At 35.8% G+C, this 23,299-nt stretch carries 24 protein-coding genes; 4 read left to right on the top strand and 20 right to left on the bottom strand.

Annotation, left to right across the window (positions count from 1 at the left end):
• Positions 1-103 precede the first annotated feature (103 nt).
• The 8 genes from AAA926_RS06815 to AAA926_RS06780 all read right to left on the bottom strand — a co-directional run bounded on the left by AAA926_RS06815 (position 104) and on the right by AAA926_RS06780 (position 7,180).
• Positions 104-1,509 (bottom strand): IS3 family transposase gene (locus tag AAA926_RS06815; protein WP_369792500.1). Its coding sequence is split into 2 segments (ribosomal slippage): positions 104-1,026 and positions 1,026-1,509, totalling 1,407 coding nucleotides; the frame shifts between segments, so codons are not numbered across the junction.
• 153 nt (positions 1,510-1,662) lie between these two features.
• Entirely contained in the window at positions 1,663-2,529 is an 867-nt protein-coding gene (locus tag AAA926_RS06810; protein ID WP_265893157.1) for a PfkB family carbohydrate kinase, read from the bottom strand.
• A gap of 17 nt (positions 2,530-2,546) precedes the next feature.
• Positions 2,547-3,545: an SIS domain-containing protein gene (locus tag AAA926_RS06805; RefSeq protein ID WP_338212186.1), complete on the bottom strand. Its 999-nt coding sequence runs from the start codon at positions 3,543-3,545 to the stop codon at positions 2,547-2,549.
• A 17-nt stretch (positions 3,546-3,562) separates the two neighbouring features.
• Positions 3,563-4,390 (bottom strand): PTS system mannose/fructose/sorbose family transporter subunit IID, encoded by an 828-nt coding sequence (locus AAA926_RS06800; RefSeq protein WP_338212185.1) that lies wholly within the window; start codon positions 4,388-4,390, stop codon positions 3,563-3,565.
• Positions 4,380-5,168, bottom strand: coding sequence for a PTS mannose/fructose/sorbose/N-acetylgalactosamine transporter subunit IIC (locus AAA926_RS06795; protein WP_198212968.1), 789 nt, complete (start codon positions 5,166-5,168; stop codon positions 4,380-4,382). The genes AAA926_RS06800 and AAA926_RS06795 overlap by 11 nt, the downstream gene beginning before the upstream one ends.
• 23 nt (positions 5,169-5,191) lie before the next feature.
• Positions 5,192-5,662 carry a PTS sugar transporter subunit IIB gene (locus tag AAA926_RS06790; protein WP_198212966.1) on the bottom strand — a complete coding sequence of 157 codons (471 nt, stop codon included), beginning with the start codon at positions 5,660-5,662 and terminating at the stop codon, positions 5,192-5,194.
• Positions 5,663-5,680: 18 nt separating this feature from the next.
• Positions 5,681-6,100, bottom strand: coding sequence for a PTS sugar transporter subunit IIA (locus AAA926_RS06785; protein WP_052697100.1), 420 nt, complete (start codon positions 6,098-6,100; stop codon positions 5,681-5,683).
• Between the two features lie 66 nt (positions 6,101-6,166).
• On the bottom strand, positions 6,167-7,180 hold the full coding sequence (locus AAA926_RS06780) for an SIS domain-containing protein (RefSeq protein ID WP_338212184.1): 1,014 nt from the start codon (positions 7,178-7,180) through the stop codon (positions 6,167-6,169).
• Positions 7,181-7,327: 147 nt separating this feature from the next.
• On the opposite strand from AAA926_RS06780, the gene AAA926_RS06775 reads away from it, so the two are divergent.
• From AAA926_RS06775 to AAA926_RS06760, 4 genes are all read left to right on the top strand, one after another.
• On the top strand, positions 7,328-7,786 hold the full coding sequence (locus AAA926_RS06775) for a PTS sugar transporter subunit IIB (RefSeq protein WP_338212183.1): 459 nt from the start codon (positions 7,328-7,330) through the stop codon (positions 7,784-7,786).
• Between the two features lie 36 nt (positions 7,787-7,822).
• Positions 7,823-8,563, top strand: coding sequence for a PTS mannose/fructose/sorbose/N-acetylgalactosamine transporter subunit IIC (locus tag AAA926_RS06770; RefSeq protein ID WP_338212182.1), 741 nt, complete (start codon positions 7,823-7,825; stop codon positions 8,561-8,563).
• Between the two features lie 16 nt (positions 8,564-8,579).
• The gene (locus AAA926_RS06765) at positions 8,580-9,392 is read left to right on the top strand and encodes a PTS system mannose/fructose/sorbose family transporter subunit IID (RefSeq protein ID WP_338212181.1); all 813 of its coding nucleotides are present in this window, start codon (positions 8,580-8,582) and stop codon (positions 9,390-9,392) included.
• A gap of 355 nt (positions 9,393-9,747) precedes the next feature.
• The gene (locus AAA926_RS06760) at positions 9,748-10,458 is read left to right on the top strand and encodes a GntR family transcriptional regulator (protein ID WP_338212180.1); all 711 of its coding nucleotides are present in this window, start codon (positions 9,748-9,750) and stop codon (positions 10,456-10,458) included.
• 109 nt (positions 10,459-10,567) lie between these two features.
• Here the strand turns inward: AAA926_RS06760 and scrK are convergent, their stop codons facing one another.
• From scrK to AAA926_RS06700, 12 genes are all read right to left on the bottom strand, one after another.
• The gene (gene scrK / locus AAA926_RS06755) at positions 10,568-11,440 is read right to left on the bottom strand and encodes a fructokinase ScrK (RefSeq protein WP_338212179.1); all 873 of its coding nucleotides are present in this window, start codon (positions 11,438-11,440) and stop codon (positions 10,568-10,570) included.
• A gap of 129 nt (positions 11,441-11,569) precedes the next feature.
• Positions 11,570-11,947, bottom strand: coding sequence for a VOC family protein (locus AAA926_RS06750; protein WP_265893148.1), 378 nt, complete (start codon positions 11,945-11,947; stop codon positions 11,570-11,572).
• A 14-nt stretch (positions 11,948-11,961) separates the two neighbouring features.
• Complete coding sequence (locus AAA926_RS06745) at positions 11,962-13,371, bottom strand: GH32 C-terminal domain-containing protein (RefSeq protein WP_338212178.1); 1,410 nt, start codon at positions 13,369-13,371, stop codon at positions 11,962-11,964.
• A gap of 16 nt (positions 13,372-13,387) precedes the next feature.
• Positions 13,388-13,798 (bottom strand): PTS sugar transporter subunit IIA, encoded by a 411-nt coding sequence (locus AAA926_RS06740; RefSeq protein ID WP_338212177.1) that lies wholly within the window; start codon positions 13,796-13,798, stop codon positions 13,388-13,390.
• Between the two features lie 16 nt (positions 13,799-13,814).
• Complete coding sequence (locus tag AAA926_RS06735; protein ID WP_338212176.1) at positions 13,815-14,303, bottom strand: PTS sugar transporter subunit IIB; 489 nt, start codon at positions 14,301-14,303, stop codon at positions 13,815-13,817.
• A gap of 11 nt (positions 14,304-14,314) precedes the next feature.
• The gene (locus tag AAA926_RS06730) at positions 14,315-15,103 is read right to left on the bottom strand and encodes a PTS system mannose/fructose/sorbose family transporter subunit IID (protein WP_265893142.1); all 789 of its coding nucleotides are present in this window, start codon (positions 15,101-15,103) and stop codon (positions 14,315-14,317) included.
• Positions 15,096-15,869 carry a PTS mannose/fructose/sorbose/N-acetylgalactosamine transporter subunit IIC gene (locus AAA926_RS06725; protein WP_265893140.1) on the bottom strand — a complete coding sequence of 258 codons (774 nt, stop codon included), beginning with the start codon at positions 15,867-15,869 and terminating at the stop codon, positions 15,096-15,098. The genes AAA926_RS06730 and AAA926_RS06725 overlap by 8 nt, the downstream gene beginning before the upstream one ends.
• Before the next feature lie 131 nt (positions 15,870-16,000).
• The gene (locus AAA926_RS06720; RefSeq protein WP_338212175.1) at positions 16,001-18,739 is read right to left on the bottom strand and encodes a sigma 54-interacting transcriptional regulator; all 2,739 of its coding nucleotides are present in this window, start codon (positions 18,737-18,739) and stop codon (positions 16,001-16,003) included.
• A 294-nt stretch (positions 18,740-19,033) separates the two neighbouring features.
• Complete coding sequence (gene murA, locus AAA926_RS06715; RefSeq protein ID WP_338212174.1) at positions 19,034-20,308, bottom strand: UDP-N-acetylglucosamine 1-carboxyvinyltransferase; 1,275 nt, start codon at positions 20,306-20,308, stop codon at positions 19,034-19,036.
• A 129-nt stretch (positions 20,309-20,437) separates the two neighbouring features.
• Positions 20,438-22,057 carry a CTP synthase gene (gene pyrG / locus AAA926_RS06710; RefSeq protein WP_034977913.1) on the bottom strand — a complete coding sequence of 540 codons (1,620 nt, stop codon included), beginning with the start codon at positions 22,055-22,057 and terminating at the stop codon, positions 20,438-20,440.
• A gap of 125 nt (positions 22,058-22,182) precedes the next feature.
• Entirely contained in the window at positions 22,183-22,737 is a 555-nt protein-coding gene (gene rpoE, locus AAA926_RS06705) for a DNA-directed RNA polymerase subunit delta (protein WP_198179987.1), read from the bottom strand.
• 46 nt (positions 22,738-22,783) lie between these two features.
• A complete protein-coding gene (locus AAA926_RS06700) occupies positions 22,784-23,188 on the bottom strand; it encodes a YwiB family protein (RefSeq protein ID WP_265893136.1) in 405 nt (134 codons plus the stop codon).
• Positions 23,189-23,299: the final 111 nt, after the last annotated feature.

The following is a 23,299-nucleotide window of genomic DNA, read 5'->3' as shown; positions in this document are numbered from 1 at the left end:
TATTTTAAATGTTTTTACAATATTTTATTAATAACTATTTAATTTTAAGCCATAAAAACCCTCTAGATTGTGAAGTGCAACTAAAAAGTTAGACATTTTAATATTACGCAAGACTCAATGCACGATTTCGATATTTGATCGGGGTCGTGTATTTTAGTTTGTTTGATCTTCTAATATGATTGAACCAGTAAACGTAATCATGCAGTACTTCCCGCATTTCTGCTAGTGAACTGATCTTAATGCGGTTGAGCTTCTCCCGTTTCATTAGGTTGAAGATGGTTTCTCCCGGTGCATTATCGTGGCAATTACCCTTGCGCGACATGCTTTGCTTAATCTTCATCTGTCTTAGTTTGGTCTGATAGCCGCTGTGGCGGTATTGAAAACCCTGATCTGAATGCAAAATAGGCTGGGCTGTTTTAGGCAGCTTGTGCTTAAGCTCTGCCAGCATATCATAAACCAGCTTCATGTTAGGCGAATAGCTGACTTGACAAGCCAGTATTTCCAGTGAGGCCTCATCAATGACCGGTGAAATATAAACCTTTTTGCCTGTGGTCAGCTTGTATTCGGTAATATCCGTGTGTAAGACGTGGTAGGGTCTGGTTTCATTAAACCGCTGCTTTAAAATGTTTTCCTTGATTACGCCTGCAGGGCCCGCATAAGAACTGTAGCGTGCAGTGCGCCTACTGTAGACTCTGGTCTTTAGTCCCAGCTGCCGCATCAGCTTGCGCACGGTATTGGGCGCATAGCTAAAGCCTTGATCTAAGAGTGCACCATGCATACGTCGATAACCGTAAGTCTCATCACTTTCTTGGTAGAAGATAGACTTGATTACGCCTTTAACAGCAGCGTATTTATCTAATCGGTTCAATCGGTGACTGCGGTTGTCGTAATAAGTTTTGCGGTTAAGGTGCAGCTTGGCAAGCAAAAGCTTTAACGGCACCTCAGGTCGCTCAGCCCGAATCTCCACGACTATTCTGGTTTTTTGCCGGTTGGTGAGCGTGGATATCGGGCAGCCACTTTTTTTAGGATTAAGTTATCCAATTCTAAGTCGGCTTTTTGTGCCTCTAGCTCAGCAACCTGACGACGCAATTGTTCTACTTCGGTTAGCTTCTTAGTGGGTTTAAGCTTCTTCTGACGCTTCTTTTTAGTCATGGTTGGTGGTCTCCCCTTGGATTTTGGGAGCAGCCCAGAGTAGCCTGCAGCCTGATAAGCCGCCAGCCATTGTCTTACTACTGACCGCGAAAGATTAAAAACTGCAGCTACCTGGAGTACTCCCATGTGATGTTCATGATAGAAGCGTACCACATTTAGCTTGAATTCAGGCAAATAAGTTTGTCGGGTGTGAGTAACCTTTAAAGCGGCTAAGCCATGTTTACGGGCACGTTCTGCCCAGGCCCTAATCTCGGTATGATCAATGCCGTATTCGCGTTCTAGTTTAGCTAAAGAGGTTTGGTGGGATAAGTATTTACTGCAAATTTCCATTTTCAAAGTAGTTGAATATTTAGTCATGAAAAAAGTGCTCCTAATAGTCAGATTAATGTCTAACTATTATGGAGCACTTCAATTGTACAGATTTCATCTAGAGGGCTGTCTAATAACAATATTTTTTTAATTGGTTGATGTTTACTTCATTAAAAATATAACAGAACAAAATTTACAGATTTATTTAGTTATTTTGGTACCATGCCCAAATGACCCCTTTTGCCTAATCGTTTTAGCAGCTGCTAGAGCAGCTTTAGTTAGGCTCTCATTTATATCTTCTTCTGAAAGGTTTTTTAAATTTTTAGCTTTAGTGAGCAAATAGACAACTAAATTGGCAAAAAAAGTATCTCCTGCACCCATAGTATCAATAGGCGTAGGATCATACTGAACTTGGCCAACATACTTTTTCTTTTGATTACAGTCAAATAGTAAGGGAGGCTTACCGCCATTTGTAAATAAGACCAAGGCTGTATTAAGTTTAATGCATTGCTTTAATATTCTTTCCAAATCATCAGCTTTTGCTTCCGATAAAGAAAATTGCGCAATATCAACATTTTTAGCTACTTGATCTAAATATTCAGCAGTATGATATTTGGCCATTTCGGAAAAATCATAGGCAATTATAATTCCTCTTTGGTGAAGTTTAGCAATAACATTTTCAGAATTTGCATGGCAAGCACTATAAACTACAAGTGCCGAATCCAGCATTTTTAATAAACCAGGTTCATCTAGTGATGGCAACTGCCTGGTGCCTCTTATACTGTCAATAAATTGACGATCCCCATCCACAATGTTTACAAAAGTCTTTTCGGTTTGGGCATTAATTCGATTGCAAAATGATGTATTTACGTTTTCATCTTTTAAACTATTTAAGATTAATTCCCCATCATCATCTTTTGCCAGACTACCAACATAGTATGAATCAACAAGTTGCTTTGGTGCAAAAACAGAAAAGTTTACTGCATTGCCCCCAGGATATTTTACATTTTGGTTTTGATAGTAATCTACTACATTATCGCCTAACCCAACAACGTACTTCTTTGACATCTTAAGCAGCTCACTATCTAATAATCTACCACTCGATAATAGCGACGCTTAGTTAGAGGATGATTTCTAATATCTTCCAAATGTAAACTCACTCTGCGTAAAGCGGCCCACATTACTGAAGGTTCAACTATTGGTCTAAATTTCGCTGAAATATGGGGTAAAGTAAATTCTTTCATATCAAACTTGGTAAATTGGTCTGTATATTTAGTAGCAAAGTTAGCCACTCGCTCGTCTAGCGGCCTCGTCGCTCCTTCTGATTCAAGCAGCACCACTGGAACATCTTTATCAACCAATTCAAATGTACCATGAAAAAATTCCGGAGAACTAACTGATTTGGTTCTAAGCCATTGCGATTCTTCTAATACACACATTGAATAACTATATGTCGTTCCCCACAGGTCGCCAGAGCCAACCCATATTTGGTAGTCGACATTTTGATATTTTTCTGCAAATTTTTTTGCCTTACTGTCAACCTCTTGGGCAACAACATTCATATCTTCTGGCAATGACTTAAGTTCATTAGCAAATTTTTCATAATCATTAAATTCATTATTCACTTGCATAATTTTGCCAATCAAGAAATAAAAAGCTAATTCCTGAGGATGATAGCCAAAAGTATTAACGGCATATGTTGAGTGCTGTGCTAGTGGCGTATTATCTTTGTTAACAATTGAAATAGTTCGTACACCCAATTGTTCCATCTTTTCAGCCAAAGCAACAGTTTCCTTAGTATCACCTGATTTAGAAAGTAGAATAATTATACTATTTTTGTTTAGTTTCTTACTTCCTACAGCTAAAAAGTCCGCAGCTGTCAGCAAATAGCTGGGAATTGATGACTTACTTTCCATCCAATAGTTAAATGGCTGCATCACAGCATTTGAACCACCAGAGGCAGTGAAAAATATATTACTAATTCCTTCTTTTTGCACTTTCAGAGCAATTTGTTCAATGTCAGCCCGTAAGCTATATGCTTTTTTTCCTTCAGTTACAAACTTTTCAGCGTCAAACTTTAACATTACAGTTTTCCTTTCTTCTATGCCTTTAAAATTCCTAAATAAGCCATTAAAATGCCGAATACAAAAATTCCGACTAATATAGTAATTGTTGATACCTTTTTCTTTAATAACCAATAAATAAACAGCACACACGCAAGAGGCAACATATTCGGTAAAACACCGTTAATCATAGCGTTCCATGTTTGGGCATCATTTCCCTGACCAAGCTTACCTGCAACGGTGATTGTTACCATACTTGCCGACATTCCGCCAATAACCATCAAACCAAGAATTGATGCGCCATATGCAAATTTTTCAAGCAAACCAGAAGACTCGGCACTCTTTAGCATTGAAGCTCCCAAGTCATATCCTTTGACTAAACCAATCCAGCGTACTAAAAGTGCGGGGACGTTGTAGACTAACAAAAATAATATTGGACCTAAGATACTACCTTTTAATGCAAAAGAAGTTCCTAAGCCAGTGGCTAAAATTCTTAAAGTGCCCCAAAAGAATGAATCTCCGATTCCTGAAAGAGGTCCCATCAAAGCAGCTTTAACATTATTTATTGATTCCGGATCAAAATTATCTGGGTTTTTGGCATTTTCTTCTTCCATTGCTGTAGTAATTCCCATTACCAACGTAGAAAGTGGTGGTGAGCAATTGAAAAAAGCCATATGCCTTTGAAGGGCCTCACTTCGTTGCTTTTTTTCTGGATATAACTTGTCTAGAACCTTATTCATGGCATAGCTATAGCCCATATTTTGTTGTCTTTCAAAATTCCAAGAAGCTTCTAATGTGAGAGAACGCCAAAATATTCCTTTTAAATCTTTTCTAGTAATGGCTTTTGTAGCAGAATCAAAACTCATTATCATCATCCCCTCCTGGATTATTATTTAACTTATTAGCATCAATTTTATTTTCAAGATGCAGCACAATGTACATTAGGCAGAACGCAAAGATGGAAATTCCCAAAATTGGTATTTTTAAATAACTGTACAATGCAAAACCAAGTACAAAGTAAATCGCCACATTTTTCTTTAAAATCATTTCCAACAATAAAGCAAAACCTAATGCTGGCATTATTCCAGCTGCAACATTTATACCATTTTGAACAAAATCAGGGATCATATTGAGCAATTTTGTCATTACTGGGCCACCTAAGTAAAAAGCAAGCCCGACAAAAATCGCTCTCGGTATACATTTGACTGTGATAAAACCATACATGTTCATTCTGCTCAGATGTCTACTATCACCTTGTTCAGCATATTTATCGCCCTTCTTTAAGAATATAGGTAAAATTACAATCGTTAATAAATTGTCAATAATCAAATACAGTGCAGCAACCGGAAAGGCCAAAGTAATGGCAAAACCAGCTCCTTTGCCTGTTGATATTGCAAAGGCTGTACCCAAAACTCCTCCAGCAGGAACATCTGGTGGCCTAGAAGCGCCAATAGTAATTGCACCCATGAATGCCAGTTCAATAGTTGCACCCATTATGATCCCAGTCTTTAAATCGCCCAGTACTAATCCAGTTAGTGCTCCAGTAACAAGTGGTCTAGATAAGTTACTAGTTCCAGTTAACCAGTCAGCTGGAGCAAGAGCTGTAATTAAGGCCAGCAAGATTGATTGAGTCAATGTGTTCATTTTTTAAACCTCCTTTTTAGTATTTATAACCGTTTAATCAAATCTATTTTTTTATCTGTTGGTACCATTTGGGCAAATATTTCTATGTTTTTTTGTGCTAATTGTTTGAGATCAGATATATCTTTATCATTTAAAAAGACTGAAGAAGTTATTTGGACAGAACCAGTAGTTTTACTAGTTCCACCAACATTAAGTTCCTTTATTCGTGGGCAACCGTTTAACAATTGGTAAGCATCACTAACCGTTTTTAAAACGATGAAAAGACGGTATTTATCAGTAACACCTGAATTTATTTGCTTAACAGAATCAGCAATAGTTTTAACTACGACTTTTACACCTTGGGGTGCTGCTAATTTTAATGCAGTCATTTGCATATCATTATTTGCAGCTGCATCGTTCGCAACCAAAATACAATTAGCGCCAATAGCAGAAATCCAAGAAAATGCAACTTGCCCATGAACAAGTCTATGGTCTACCCTTGTCCCAATAATCATTGTTTTCTACTTCCTTTTTTAAAATTCATCTCGTTTGATATCAAGATTAAGTTCATTACAAAATTTAACGCTGTCTTTTGCGCTTTTGATTGATCTTTTTATAATTTTATTGATATTATCTTGTGACTTTTGTTCTATTTTTAAAACTAATTCAATAATTAAAGGCAAAGATAAACCAGCAATTAAATACAGATTCCCCTCTTTATTCAAATACTTCATCCAGTTATTATTAACGCTGCCACCAAAGATATCAGTACACACTATAATAGTTTGCCCACGATTTTGATTTAAGTAATCTACTATCTTCTTTTCAATATCATCATTGCCATCTACATACGCATTGATGTAATCGAGAAATTTTACATCACCAACTATCATCTTGGCCGACTGGACAACGCCTTGTGCCATTGTCCCATGACTCATGCATAAAATTTTCATTTTTACCATCGGCTCCTTACTAGATCTTTATTAATTGACTAACTAAAAACTGAGGTTTTAATCAAATTAATAAGGGATTCTCTTGTAATACCTACGAACAGTCAGGGGATGCTTTCTTTGATCTGAAAGATATGCACTAACTCTTTCCAAAATTGTAGCTAATACGATAGGGGAAATAATCTTTCTAGTTTCATTTGAAATATCCATTTGATAGTCTTTCGTATCGATCACAGTAATAGTATCTGTAACTTCTGGTAAGAAGTGACGAACACGATCTACAATTGGTCTTGAAAAATCCTCTCCTTCAAAGACAATGACACTAACACCCTTTTCAACTAATTCCAGTGTTCCATGGAAAAAGTCTGCAGCCTGTACAGGTCTGGTTTTTATCCACTGCATTTCTTCTAAAATACACATACCGTAATAATATGCTTCAGTAAATGAGTCTCCTGCACCAGTAATAATGTGATATGAAGTATCTTGAAATTTCTGAGCAAATTCTTTCGCCATAGGTTCTGCCTGTTGTTTTACTTTTAATAATTCTTCAGGCAATCTGGCAAAATCTTGGAAATAAGAATCATATCTTTCAGTTGTAATTTCACCCTTTTTTAACATTACTCGCAGAACTATCATCAAGCCCTGTAAATAATAACTTTCAGAACTCGTATCATCCAAAACATCATTATAAACAGTGTAGGTTGCCTCTTTTTCAAGTGGTGTATTTGGACTGCCAACAAGTGCTAATGTTTTAACATGCTTCTTATTGCAAAAATCAACTAGTTCTATTGTTTCTTTAGTTGTTCCAGATAATGATGGAATAACAACTAATGATTTGCTTGAAAAAGTTTTATTGGGAGATGCAATAAATTCAGCTGCTAAGACTCGCTGAAATGGAAAAGTACTTCTAGTCCTTGCAAATTCAATAGTAGAGTCAAACAAAATCCCCACACCACCAGAGCCGATAAAGAAGATATTATCAATTTCAGGTAGTAATTCATCAATAATATTATTGATATTATCCTTTTGCTTTACTGCCCCTGTTTGAGTCTTCAAAAATCTGTTTTTATCAAAGTTAAACATTTTATTCCTCCTAAAAATTACCTTTGGTTAACTTTTACGAGTAAAGATTAGCATTTATATTACAATGTGTCAATATTTTGTTGACAATATTATTTACCAAAGGTAACATATAATTCGTAAGCGATTACAAATTGAAGGGAGTAAAACATGATTTCACTATTCAGAATTGATGACCGTCTTATCCACGGACAAGTTGCAATGGCTTGGTCTAAGGCAGCTAACGCTGACATAATCATAGCAGTAGACAAGACAGCAGCTAATGATCAATTACAAAAAATGGCTTTACTTTTAGCCAAACCATCGGGGGTCGAAGCTAAAATAATTGATCCTAAAGATTTTGGTAAAACATACCAGGAGGTAAAAGAAAGTAAAGTTATGGTAGTAGTTGGCAATCCGATTGATGCCAGCAAAATAGTCAAAGAACTAAAAGGAAAAGAAAATTTTGAAATTAACTTAGGTAATCTAAAAAGTGGTGATAATAAAGAAAAAATTTCTGGATCTATTTATGTAACTCCAGAAGAAAAGTCAGCATTAGAAGAGATAAAAAAAGATGGCTTTAAGATTTACATTCAAGGCACACCAACTTCGAAGAAAGATTTTTATTAATTTAATTCTAAATTAAGTTGAAAGGGATGAATTTAAATGATACTAAAAAATTTACTTATAGCTCTTGTTGCTTATATTTCGCAACTTGATGAAAGATATCTCGGGGCATCAATGATGAATCGGCCTATTATTATTGGGCCTGTCGTGGGTCTTATATTAGGCGATTTACAAAAAGGCATTGTCATTGGTGCAGCTTTAGAAGCAATGTTTATTGGTATAGTTACAATTGGCGCAGCCTTACCACCTGATGTTGGAGTAGCCAGCGCAATCTCAACGGCCTTAGCAATTCAAAGTGGTGCTAGTACCAACGTTGCGGTAACTTTAGCAATGCCGTTTGCCATAGTTGCTCAAGGCCTTAACATGCTGGCCTTCACACTTAATTCTTACACTATCAAAAAAGGCAGAGACGCAATTAAAAGACATAATTTTAAGAGTATGCAAAGATGGCATTTTTTCCCATTAATTCTTAGATTGCCTTCTGGAATCTTGACTTTTTTAGTACTTCAACTAGGAACAAAAGCTGCGCAATCTTTGATAGCTTTATTACCAACAAAGATAATGATTTCTTTTTCAGTCGCGGCTGGTCTGCTTCCAGCAGTTGGATTTGCAATGCTAATACAAATGATGATGGATAAAAAAGTTGCACCTTACTTCTTTATTGGTTTCATTCTTAGTTCATATTTAAAGATGCCGGTAATTGGAGTCTCAGTATTGGCTTTACTTATTGCACTTTTAATAACTCAAAAAAATAATGCAACAAGGAATAATCAACAGTAAATAGAGGTGATTTTTTATGGCTAAAAAGAAATTAACAGTTAAGGATTTAAATCGGGTATTCTGGCGCTCTTTTGCATTGCAAGGATCAGAATCTTATACAGACATGCAGGGAATGGGCTATACTTTTTCAATTTTGCCAGCTCTTAAAAAGATTTATGCCGGCAATGATGATAAACTCTACGAATCTGCATTACGAAATACAGCTCTTTTTAATACGACTCCCCACATAGCTACATTTATTATGGGAATGTCATTAGCCCTGGAAGAGGAAAACTCTGTTGACCCAGATTTTAACGTTGAGGCAATTTCTTCCTTAAAAGCGGCATTGATGGGCCCTGTAGCAGGGATCGGAGATACTTTATATTGGGGAACATTTAGAGTAATTGCTGCAGGAATTGGTCTTTCTCTTGCTACTCAAGGTAATATTTTGGGACCGATTCTCTACTTTTTAATCTATACTACATTACACTTTATTGGCCGCTATGGTGGAATAAGGTTAGGTTATAGCATGGGTGCCAAGGCAATGGAAAAAGCTTATGAAGGAAATTATCTTGAAAAATTTACATTAGCTGCTTCTATTGTTGGTTTGATGTCCATTGGTTCTATGACCTCTTCATTAGTTAACTTTAAGATTTCTGCAATATTTAAAACTGCTGGTGGCACAATTAATGTGCAAAACATTCTTAATGATATCTTTCCTGGATTACTGCCTCTTGGCTTGACTTTTTTAATGTATTACCTGTTAAAGAAAAAGGTTAAGGTAATCTGGTTAATCTTAGGAATTTTCGTCCTGGCTATTACAGGAGTTTATCTAAATATCCTAAAGTAAAGAATTGTTATTAATAAAAAAATGTGCAAAACGCATTATTTGCTGTTTTACACATTTTTTTCTTTGTTCAATTGAAAATCACTAAATGAGTCTTATATATGATAGAATTAATATTTACTATATTAGTTTACCTTTGAAAAAGAGTATTAAAATAGGATAGAGCTAGTTATCTTGCTAGGAACTACTATTGAAGTATACACTTAAATATATAAGAAATTTTGCTAAAATTAAATGAAATTTGTTAGTTTATTTAGATTAACTGTTTTGTCAATAGCTATGCTTGTTATATAATTCTACAAGTTACAAAGCTGGAATCAGGTTCCAAAATTTATACTCATATTGGGTGTGGTTATTAATGATATATAAACAAATAAAAGAAAAGATTTTCAATCAATACATTAAAGTGGCAGACAAAACCGGTTTAATTCCTTCTGAAAGAAGTTTATCAGAAAAATACGAAGTAAGCCGGCCAACTATCAGAAAGGCCTTAACTTCATTAGAACAAGATGGTCTGATAACTAAAGACTATGGTCGAGGCTATATAATTAATCAAACTGCATCTGGCCAAGATAAATATGTAGATCATGAGCTAAGTACATTTATTGGCTTTTTTGAAGATGCCGAACACCAACAAAAACCAACGTCTTCGAAAGTTTTACAACAATCGGTAGAATATGCGGATGAAAATATTGCTAAAAAGCTAAATCTTGAAAAAGGCGATCCTATTTTTGTTCTGTCAAGAATACGTTATATAAAAGAAACACCAATGTGTGTTGCTAGGTCCTATATTCCTCTTAAATTTGATGGCAACTTAATAAATCAGGATTTTAGTAAAAAATCTTTATTTACAACTTTAAAAGACAATGGACTTAAATTAAATAAAGCTAAACGTACAATTGAAGTTGTTAGAGAGGAATCGCCAGACTATCTTTATTTAAAGATAGACAAAAGTGAACCAATTTTAAAGTTTACCAGCATAGGCTATACCAAAAAAGGTATTCCATTTGAATACGAGGAATCAAGATATCCTGCCTACAAAGTAAAATTTGAAAGTACTGTTTGTTAGAATTGATAATCACATAAAACAAAAAAGTTCTTAACATATGATATAGTTTCTAAATTTAGGACAAATTTGGGTATCATATCAATATTGTGTTTAAGAACTTTTTTTACAGTTATTCTCTTAATAATCTTTTTGCCAAAGCAAAGTCACCAACAGTAGCAGAACCATTATTCACAATTTCTGGCATAGTAATATATTGCTCTAATGGAGGTACGTGGACATAATCGTTTAGTAATTTCGCAAAATCACGTCGCACTTTTTCTAGAAACTCTTCACTGGTAACGCCACCGCCAAAGACGATTTTATCTGGACGTAAAATCAAAGTAACTTGCAAGGCAGCCTGTGCTACATAGTAGCTCATAATATCCCAAACAGGATCAGAAAGCGGCACATCTTTACCCGATTTATTTAGGCGTGCTTCAAAGGTGGGACCTGAAACTAAACCTTCCAGGCAATCTTTGTGAAAAGGACAAACACCAGCAAAATCTAAATCATCTGGATGGCGCTTAACTTTAACGTGTCCCATTTCGGGATGACCTAAAGAACCTACCAATTTACCGTTAATAATAGCTCCGCCACCTACTCCGGTGCCGATTGTGTAGTAAACAAGAGAGTCAACATCTTCATTTGATAACTGTGACATCACGTATTCGCCACAAGCTGAACCATTAACATCAGTAGTAAAAAATATTGGCACTTTAATTGTTTTTGTCAAAAATCCGACAAAGTCAGTATTACTCCAGCATTTTTTTGGAGTATCAGTAATGAAGCCATAATTAGGTGCCGTTTTCCGTATTTCAATTGGCCCAAAAGACGCAATACCGATGGCATCAACTTTAAACTGCTTAAAGTAATCTACTGTTTTCTGTAAAGTTTCTTCAGGTGTTGTAGTGGGAAAAGTAGTTTGATCCTTTATTTGATAATTCTCATTGCCAATTGCACATACAAATTTTGTACCACCGGCCTCAATTGATCCTAGTAACATTTATATCTCCTTAATTGACCTTTCATTTTAATTACTTTTTTATTATAACTCTCAATCAGAATCTAAAAAATTTTTCTCAAATAAAAAGCCTGCTCAATAGTATATTAAACTAATTTGCAGGCAAAAATTTTACAGTCTTTGGCAGACTTCAAAAATTTCTTTATTTGGTCCATAAAAATTAAAATATTTAATGCCATTTTCCCAATAAGGCAAACTTTGAATTCCGTTTTCAACAAACTGTACATTTAATTTTTTAACTTCAGCAAATGCACGATTTATATCATTAGTATCAAGCGCAATATGATTTATTGCTCCTACTTTTTCTGGAGCTTCTTGAGGGGATTCCCAACTCTCAAGCATTAATGATCCTAACTGATAAAAACCCACTCGACTACCTTGATTATCTTCAGTATTCACCAACTTAAAACCTAAGCTTTGATAAAAATCTCTACTTTCATCAAATTTTTTTGTTGGAATACCTACATGTTGCAAGCCATTAAAAATCATTTCATTACCTCAAACTATCTGACAGTATCTTGCCATTCAGTGTAATACTTAATATTAGAAACAGCAACTTTGCCCTCAGTTACAAAAAAGCTGAGTTCTTTTCCTGTTTTATGATACATTCTCGCACTTAGAGCGATATTGTTAACATAGATTATGATAATACTACCATCAACAATTAACTTAATATCATATGTTTTGCCTTTTTCAAGTGAAATTGGGCGCTCTAAACCAACATCAAAATATTGTGGCCACGGATAATTAGGAGTTCTGGAAAATTTAAGTGCATGTTCGGGCTTAGAAACCTTATACTGATATCCTTCTCTAGTTTCATCGTTAACAAAAGCTTTCATGCCAAATTCTTTAGTATCTTCTAATACTTCGACTTGTGCTTCAACTAAGAACTGCTCCGGAACTTCATTAATTACAGTATGCTCGTTTTTACCGTTGGCTTCTCCCATTTCAAAAGACGGAATAATTTCAACTTTTGCAAAATTATCAATTATTGTTTGCGGCAGGGTTACACCTAGTGTCTTATCTTTTCTTTGAACAATCTGATGAGGCACAAAAGCTCCACCCCAATCCCAATTGCCGAGATCATCATTATTCTCTTTTGTTGCCACCCAGCCACTCAAATATCGACCTGCTTTTTCATTGCCAACTGACCTGGCAGCATAATATGCTTTACCATCAAAGAACTCATCGTTTAACGAATGCCAGTTACCAAATAAATGTTGACTAATTCTATACTTTGTCCGCTTATCCTCTGAGTACTCTGAAAATAAAAGGTACCAATTATCTCCTATTTCAAATAAATCTGGCATTTCAATCATATTGAACTCATTAGGTGTCCAAAAGTCTCCTTTAAATGCCCAGTTTTTCATATCTGGAGATTCAAAATATACCAATCTTCCCGTTGGCTTCTTTTTATCACTCGGAAGTCTAGCACCCAAAACCAAAATATAGGACTTGTGCTCTGCAGAATAAACAACTACTGGGTCACGCCAGTCATTATGGTCATATCCAGATTGTGGTATTAAACTGCTGGCTTTACCCATTTTATTCCAATGAATTAGATCTTTACTAGTAGCAGTCATCAAGATTTCTGAAGTTTTTTTGGCTAACTTTGCCTGACGGTTATGCCCGGTATAAAAAGCTATTTTGTCATCTTTTCCCTGTGTGACACTACCAGCATATATAAATTGATCTGCAGCATCATGCGGACCTTTGGGTAAAACCTCGCCATAATCCTTAAAATTTACAAAATCTTTAGTAGTTACGAGTGACCAGCCAAAAGGATCAGTTAAAGGTTCAGGCTTACGAGTGTCTCTTTGGTGGAACAAGTAAAAAGTTTGATCTTCTTCATTAAAAAATGGCATACAGTCGCCAAACCAACGATCTTCTGGTTTATAAAATATTTTTTGCATATCTAATAATTTTCCTCTATTCGTCTTCAGCCTTTTTAGCATTTTCCATATTAAATCTGATTAAAGCAGACATAGCAGTAATTTTTACAATAACTTCGTTCATATTTTTACCCTGCATCCGCATATTTAATGTTTCCACAAGTACTGGTAAGTTTACCCCACCAAATAATGCAAATTGATTGTGCCAATTCATACTTCTTTTGGCTAATTCATTAAAAGGAGTTCCCCCAGCAATATCACAAAATATAATTGTGGGCTCATTCATGTTGGGTGCAATAACTTGGTCTATTTTTTGGGAAAAAGCGTTTATACCCTGATCACCTAGATTGATTGTTTTTAAATGATCTATTTTACCAAAAAAGGATTTCAATACTCTTTCAAACTCGGTAGCAAGATTACCATGTGTAGCAATGATAACGTTAAACATTAAATTCAAATCCTTTTTAAATATAATCTTTTAAATAAACGGTAGGACTCTGTGGTGTAGGTATTACAGTGACCTCAACTCCACGGTCTATCAACTTTTTAAATGCATCTTTTTCTTCTAGAGTTACATTAACCGAAGGACGTATACGTTCTGTTCCATCTCTTTGTGCCAGATTACCAACGTTTACTGATTTAATTGGTAAACCATTATCAATCAGGTAATTAACATCCATCGGAGATACACAAATTAATAAAACACGTTGTCCCTTATATTTTCCATTTTTGATATTAGTTAAAGCTTTCTGTCTGCCTAAAATTGATGTACTTACATTAGCTGGTGCAGCAAGTCTCACAACCGTTTTTCGCATATCATCATTTACAATACTGTCGTTAATTACCATGATTCTTGTGGCGTTCAATCGACCGCTCCACTGCGTAGCCACTTGGCCATGAATCATCCGATCATCAATTCTTACGTGAATAATTCCTTCCATGCTTTCTGTCATCTTGCTTACCCCTAAGCTAAAACATGCATAGCATTCAACGCTACAGAAACAACCAGTACAATTAGAATTACGTAAAGAGGTTTTACCTTTTTACCAAGCAGGTAATATATAAGAGCAACAACAGCTGCAGGCAACAACCCAGGCATAATCTGATCTAATATGCTGTTTCCAGTCATTGTCAGCTTTCCCTGTTTAAAGGTAAATGCCAAATTAACCTTAACCATAGTTGCAGCTAAGGCACCAACAACCATTAGTCCCAGCACAGATGCTGCGTTTGTCAGAGCTTTTAAAGTGGTATTTAATGAGGAAAGCATTTTGGTTCCAGATTTATACCCTACATTAAATAATGGATAAGCTGTTAGACGTAATAATATTGAAGCAACAACCCACATAATACAGCCAAAAGCATTACCATGTAGTGCCATATTAGCAGCGATTGCGCCAAAAATAGTCCAAGGAATAGTGACAAACAAGCTGTCTCCTATACCAGCTAAAGGCCCCATTAATCCAGTCTTTAAAGCACTTACTGCTTCAAGTGATTCAGTTTTGCCTTTTTCTTCCATACCTACATCAACACCCATAATAAATGGTGCTGTGTATGGGGTAGTGTTAAAGAATTGCAGCTGGGTTTTAATAGCAGTCTTCTTACCCTCTGGATCATCTTGATAATTTTCTTCAATGAAAGGCAACATAGCATATGTATACCCTAGACCTTCATATTTTTCATAGTTTAATGATGTTGCGCCGAATACTATCCAGCGATTCATTACTTTTCTATAAATGTTTTTCATTTTACTCATCTTCGTTAGCTCCCCCATTTACAGTTTCTTCAGTTGTACTTTGTTTTTTTGATTGATTTTTATATAGGATTAACGCAATGGCAAAACCAATTAAGGAAATACCGATAATCGGCATCTTTAAATAAATTGCTAAAACAAAGCCAATAATTAAATATGAGAAGTAATCTCTGGTCGGTAAATATTGCAATAGCATTCCAATACCAACTGCTGGCAATATCCCTGCAGCAGTCTTAAGACCTCCTGAAAGCCAAGCAGGAATATAATTAATGAAGCTACCAACAATTTTAGGTCCTAAAATTACTGTTAAAAGAACAGGAATACCGGAAACAAAACTAGTAAACAATGTAGCAAGATACTGCATCCAGTTAATCATGCGGTAATTTCCCTGATCGGCATATTTTTCGGCCTTCTGTTGACAAAAAATATTTGCTGACCATTTTAGAACATCAACCTGAACGATGAGCAAGGCAATTGGAATCGCAAGTGTGATACCAATTGCAGCAGACTGCTTTGTTGCAATAGCTAAGTAAGTACCAATTAAAGCTGCTGTCTGATAATCAGGAACAGAAGCGCCACCAAAACTGGTAATTCCAAGTGTCATTAACTGCAGGGTACCACCAATATATAGTCCTGTTTCTACATTACCCATAATCAAACCTGCAATTAAGCCAGCAACAACTGGTTGAGAAATTCCAAGCTTAGGTCCCTCTTTATCAAAGTTAATTATAAAACCGTATATCACGATTAAAATATTACGTAATAGCATTTTTCTCTCCTTCTCGAAAAATAGTAAATAATCAAATTAAATTTACTTCGCTCCAAAAGTTACTTAGCAATAACTGTGCCAAGATTGCAAGAGAAAAATAAACAACCCAATAATGCAGTTGTAACCTGGTTTTATTGTCTGTTAAATATTATTTGATCAACATAGATTAACTCTGACCTGGGAATTTTCACACTATAATTATCCTTTATCACACTAAATGCGGAATTAATTTTTTCAAGGTCCTGACCATGCTCCTTTGCAAATTGTTCTTCAAACTCTGGATTTAAATTATTTTCTTCCTTCCTGATTAACCGCTCAATCAAATAGCTAACATGAACGTATAGCGTAAATTTCTTTTGGTTTGATAGTGCTAATGAAAATTGCCGTTCAAGTTCTTGAATAAAAATAGTAATATTTTCAATAACTTTTGGTGCATCCAAAATAGTAACCATGTTGATTGTTTGTTCTAAAGAAAAATTTTTGACTAAATTATTTGAAATAGTATTAATTTCATCATTTGAAAATAAACCTGCAAGCCATTTTTTTAATTCCTCAGTCCCATTATCAGATAATATTTTTTCCAAAAGAATGAAATCAATCCCTTCAATTTCGGGATTTTCAGTGCCTATGATTCCCACAATGTCATACATTCTTTTGATTACCTCAACTTTATGGGCATCCTGCAAAGCCTGAAAATCATAAGGAATAATTTTAATTTTTTTCGTCGATGGCAGGCAGCGTCCCAGCAGTCGAGCAACGTGCGTGGCAGTTCCTATTCCTGAATAGCAAGTGGTCAATATTGCTTTAGTCTTATTTTTTGCAGGATATGTTAATTTAATATCCAGTTGACTTATTTTTCTAGCATTTTCACTTATTTCTCTAAAACTGCGTTTCTTTAAAATACTCTCTCCTACTTCTAGAGCCAGTGGAGTAGAAACATTGTTCATTAGCAAAATCGGAGCATTTATCTGACGGGGAAAGAGTTTTTCTATTTCTTTTAAAGATCCCATATCTACTAAAATAACTAGCCCATGTGAAATATCATTATTTTCACTATAATCAATAATCTGGTTAGCTATTTGTTGGGTACTGACATTAATTGGCATGTCAAATGCATCTAAAGTGTGTGCATTAAGCAATCTATTAACAACATTGGCAATACTACCCGCTGTGGCGTAGCCATGGGCAATGACAATTGCTTTAATTAAACCCGTTTTAGTAATTATTTCTAATTTATTCAGATAGATAGTTAATAAAATATAATCAATTTTATTTAGATCAATATCAAGATTATCCTTAATCAAAGTTATCAAACGAGTAACATACTGGTAAACATCAGAATATCTCTGCTGTACATCCTTATTAAGTTGAATCAAATCCTGCATGTTTTTCAATTCTGTATTATCTAAACGAATTTTTTGTCTTTCAAATAAATAATAGCTAACAGCATAAATTGCATTGCCACTAATTTTTAACTGATATGCATTTTTTAACTGGTCAAATAGTCTTTTGACGCTTTCAATAACATAAGATAAAAAAGGAATTTGTTTACTATTATCTTTTTCAAAAAGCAATGTATCAAATAACTGATAAACAATCTGTTTTAGTTTTGATTCGCACTTACGTAAATCATGGCTATTTTGCACATAAATCGATAGTATTCTTTTTAAACTATTCAGAAAAACCTTTTTTTCTGATGTGTTACGTGCTATTAAGTCTTCCAATTCAGTATCATTATTAATTACAATTGAACTGCTCTGCGCATGATAGGTATCAATCTTACTGTTACTCAAAACTTCATCAGGTAAAAATGAAGTCGTAATTGAAATTGCCTTTTTGCTTTTATTCTCTGCATTTGCTCTTGCAATTGTTAATTTAATTGCATTCTTTAAATCACCAATATTGCCTGTAGGTTCATAATTGGCAAGCATTTTCAAAACTTGACTACTTACATTAAGGGTCTTTCTAATTCTTTTCTGCTCATTTTTAAGTAAAGTGAAAACTAGATTTTGTCGTTCCTCTCTGCTTCTTTGACTTAGCGGTGGCAGAGTAATTTTAACTGGAATTCGGCGCATAAAAGTAGTCAAAAAATTAGTATCAAGGTCTGCTGTGGTGGCAAAGCATAATCTGACATTCACTTTTTTGCCTTTTTGCGTTTCTCCTACCGGATACACAATTCCTTGATCAAGATATGTAAAAAGTTTTTCTTGTCCCTTTGATCCCAATCTATGAACTTCATCCAAAAAGAGAATACCACCATCTGCTTCGACGAAAGCGCCATCATGATCAAAATCTGCACCGGTGAAAGCTCCTTTTTTATAACCAAATAAATTACTGGTTAATAATTCTGGATTATCTGCATACTGGGCACAATTTACAGTAATGAATGGAGCATTGGCCTCAATGAGCTTTTGTGTCCGACAAAATTGATTGATTAAACCAACTAAATAACTTTTACCAGTTCCACTTTCACCAGTTATAAGCAAAGGCAAACCGCCATTTGGATATAAAATGGCTGCCCGCACCCGTTCTATACTTTCTTTCAGGCTAGGATTTATTTGGGTAAGATTTTTTAAAATATCTCCATTATCATTTTCTCGTTCAATATCTGAAGCAGAATGATAGATATTTCTCTTTAAATGGAAATTATTCTTTTCAAACTCTACCTTATGAATAAAATGCACAGGTCGAGTTTCAATTTTGACTAATTTTTGTTCTTTTGTTAGTTGGTTTAAATACAAACTAACCGTATTGCGCTTTGCCTTCAAAGCCTTGGCAACTCCACCAGCTGTTAAATCCTCATCTAATTCTTGCAAATCAATTGTTTTGGTTTTAGCATCCAAATAACGTAAAATTTCATCTTTTAGCATGTTGACCTCTATATTTAAACAATTTGTTAAACCGCAAATACCTACAAACGTCATTGTAACTTAACTTTATTAATTCTTCAGAGCTTTTTTACTTCTAAAAAATGTGAATCATAGCTAATAAGAATTCTTTTGTCTCCTTTAACTAATTTTGGATGAATAGTAGTCGGCAAAAAAATTTTCTGATTTCTTTAGTGTGAAGAGGAGAGAATTAGTGTGAAAGAAAAAAAGACTTGAGACTCGAAAATCCCAAATCTTTGATTTATAAAATATTCTTATTGATAGCTCACCGGCTTATTATTTTTCAGGCACATCCTGAATTTTTACATCCGCACCAAGCAGGCGCAATTTTTCTTGGACACGATCATAGCCTCGTAAAATATTGCCAGCATTGTTGATAACAGTTGTACCATCGGCCATTAAACCGGCTATCATTAAACAGGCTCCCGCGCGAATTTCGCCAGCTGAAACCGTAGTACCATGAAGTTTAGCAGTAGGATGAACCAAAATAATATTGTCTTCAACCTTAATATCCGCACCCATTTTGCGTAATTGCTCAATGTGTCCAATTCTTTTGGGGTAAATTTGGTCGATGATGACACCTTCACCGGACTTAGCAGAAAGCAAAAGCGGTGTTACCGGCTGCTGTAAATCTGTCGCAAATCCCGGATAAGAAGAGGTCCGAATTTGGGTCATTTTTAAATCACCAGCGGGATAAACATAAAGCGAATCCTCTGTTGCATCAATTACCACACCCATTTCTTCTACTTTAGCTAAGTAAGAATCAAGGTGTTCTTCAATAATATTATGAATGCAGATGCCGTTGCCAATACAACCAGCAAGAGAAATATAAGTGCCTGCTTCGATTCGATCAGGAATAATAGTATGGGGAGTCTTAGCTTCAAGACGCTCAACACCCTCAATCCTAATAGAATCAGTTCCGGCACCTCTGATAACCGCACCCATATTATTCAAAAATGTGGCTAAATCAATTATTTCAGGTTCTTTAGCAGCATTATCAATAATAGTTTGTCCTTGAGCAGTAACAGATGCCATAATTATGTTCATTGTGGCACCCACCGAGGGCATTGCCAAATGAATTGTAGCACCATGCAGTCCATCTGCAGGTGAAGTAATTTTTATTTGATCATTCTCATTTTTTACACACGCGCCTAAGGCTTCAAATCCCTTAATATGTTGATCGATGGGGCGGGGACCAATATCATCTCCACCAGGGAAGCCCACAACAGCCTTACCAAAACGACCAAGAAGGGCTCCCATAAAGTAATAGGAAGCACGTAAACTCTTGATTTTACCACTTGGCAATGGGCTCATCTTAATGTGTTCTGGATTAATGCACAACGTCGTGTTGTGAAAATCACTTACGACATTCATTTCACTTAACAGATCCATTAAGTTGTCAACATCGGCAATCCTTGGAACGCCTTCCAAAGTTACTGGTGTACGCGACAAAATTGATGCTGGAATCAATGCAACAGTCGAGTTTTTGGCACCACCAATCCAGACATCACCCTGCAGGGGCTTTCCACCATGAATTATCATTTGCTTCATTGGCGAAAAAATCCTTTTCTATTTCGTTTAGTCATAATAATGTTATAGGAATTTAACAGAAAAAACAAGAGAAGACCTTCGCCTTCCCCAGCTCAAAAATCTGGTTTTTGTATTATCCAAATATGCCAATTAAAGCTTTTCTTCAGGAAGACCACTGGCAGCACCAATGAATGCTTTGTATAGACCTTCCGGTCTTTGAGGTCGACTCAAAAATTCTGGGTGATATTGGGCAGCGATAAAGAATTTATTTTTAGTCAATTCAATAATTTCAACTAAGTGGTTATCTGGTGATACTCCGGCAAAAGTCATACCAGCCTTTTCAAAGTCTTCACGATATTCATTATTAAATTCGTAACGGTGACGGTGACGTTCCTGAATAACATCTTGATTGTCATAAGCAGCAGCAGTCTTTGTCCCCTTCTTCAAAGTTGCAGGATAAAGACCTAAACGCAAGGTTCCGCCGATATTTTCTTCATCACGTTTGTCGGCCATAATGTCAATAACGTTATGCTTAGTCTTAGGATCTGCTTCAGTGGTGTTAGCATCTTGATAACCCAAAACATCACGCGCAAATTCGACAGTTGCCATCTGCATCCCTAGGCAAACGCCTAAAAACGGAATGTCGTTTTCCCGGGCATATTTAATTGCTGTAATCATACCTTCAAAGCCGCGTGAACCAAAACCGCCAGGAACGATTAAACCGTCTGATCCTTGCATGTAATCGGCAATATTGTCTTCAGTCACGTCTTCTGCCTGCACCTTATTAATTTTAACATCAGTATTGTAGGCGTAACCAGCATGCTTTAACGCGTCTGTAACTGAAATGTAGGCATCCTCAAGTTCAACATACTTGCCAACAAGAGTAATCGTGGTAGTGTGTTGTAAATTTTTAACCCGTTCATCAAGCCTTTGCCATTCCGCCATATCAGCTTCATCCTTAGGGCTCTTGAGATGTAAGAAGTCACACACTTTTTGGTCCATCCCTTGTTTTTGGAAAGCTAACGGCAGGTCAAAAAGGGATGGTGCGTTAATTGATTCAATAATGCGGTCAACCGGCACATCAGTAAAGTTAGAAATTTTATCTTTGTGCTCTTGATCAATTGGCATTTCTGCACGCAAAACCAACATATTAGGTTGAATTCCAATACTGCGCAATTCAGCAACTGAATGTTGGGTCGGCTTAGTCTTCATTTCTTGGGCCGCGTGTAAATATGGTACTAACGTACAATGAATGTACATTACATTTTCTTCGCCCACTTCACGCCGCATTTGTCTAATAGCTTCCATAAAAGGAGTTGATTCGATATCACCAACAGTGCCACCAATTTCTGAAATGACAACATCAGAATCAGTTGTCAGACCTGCGCGCATGATCTTTTGCTTAATCATGTCTGTAATATGAGGAATGACTTGCACAGTGGCACCGTGATAGTCCCCGCGCCGCTCTTTTTCTAGCACTTCTTTATAAATTTTACCGGTAGTAACATTCGAATATTTGCTCGTGCGTACGTCCACAATTCTTTCGTAGTGTCCTAAATCAAGGTCCGCCTCAGTACCATCATCAGTGACAAACACTTCCCCGTGTTGGTAGGGATTCATTGTTCCGGGGTCAATGTTAATGTAAGGATCAAACTTTTGCATTGTCACCTTTAAACCGCGGTTTTTTAATAATCGACCTAAGCTAGAGGCAGTGATGCCCTTACCTAGTGAAGAAACGACACCGCCAGTAACGAAGATATATTTTGTCATTAGCCCAAACTCCTTTGCAAAAAATAAGAATAATCAAAAATAAAAAAGCTCCCTCACGGGAGCTTAAACGCACATAACGTGCCCAAATAAAATACTATCTATTTTAGGACGCAAAGTCAAGAAAATTATTCGTCATCATCGTCGTCTTCATCATCATTCAATTCAGACAGCTGACCCTCAATGCCATCAGGCAGGTCTTCATCATCGTCATCATCGGTATTGACATATTCATCGTCATCGTCAAAATCATCCGGCTCATCATCAGCAGTAGCATCCAAGTCTTCGTCTTCCGGATCATCATTATCATAGTCAATGATATCATCACTACCTGTAGCACTTGCTAAAAAGGCATTAACTTTCTTATGGTGTGTCCGAGTATCTTCTTCATCCTCGTCTTCAGGGTGATTAACCTCTTCATCTACAGATTCATATGGAAACCATGAACGAAGAGCCCACACATTTTCACCCATCGAAATGAATTCACCATCGGTGTTCATGTCAGTGTAGAATTGGGGCAAACGTTCCCTTATTTCTTCATCGCTGACGCCTAAGTACTTTTGCACTGCATTAACAATATCGGCAAAAGCCATTCTCTTATTGTTATCTTCTAAAATTGCGCGAGCAACTTCAATCATTGATAATTCATTGCGATTTTTATTTTTAAAGTCGTTTAATCCCACAATGTATTCCTCTCTCTTAAACAGTCTTTCTTATTTTACTAGGCGTTCAAGTAAAAATCAATGTGACGGCATAATTACCTATTAAGTATAGACCACTATATAGGTTATATTCAATCTGAAGTTCTCTTGAACCATCATTTTTAGGGAAAAATTTAATAAATTCAGTCGTGCTTTGGAGATCCATTTGATAACCTTGAGCGACATAGCGACAGTCTTTGTGCTCACCAACAACAAAATGGAGTTGCGAGTAGTTATTTCTGTCAGTTCCCCGCCTAATAATCACATTATCTTCTTTAATTAATATCTTAACGGGAATTTTGTCATCTTCCAAATAAGAAACTCTGGTATTACCTGCAGATTCAATTAACTCGCCATCAGCTTTTTTCTTGAAAGTTTCACTTTCTTTGCCTTGAATTATTTTGCTAGTAAAATCGATTTTTACTTTAGTCATATACTTGATTCTTTGTAATAAAAAAGCCAACCATGTTGATTGACAAATATGTCTTGATTTTTTACTTAATTTTAGCAAAAAATATTATAAATCAAATTATTTTTTTAAGCC

The sequence above is a fragment of the Lactobacillus juensis genome (genome assembly GCF_036246285.1).
Lineage (GTDB): Bacteria > Bacillota > Bacilli > Lactobacillales > Lactobacillaceae > Lactobacillus > Lactobacillus juensis.
This window is presented reverse-complemented; position numbering and strand designations above follow the sequence as displayed.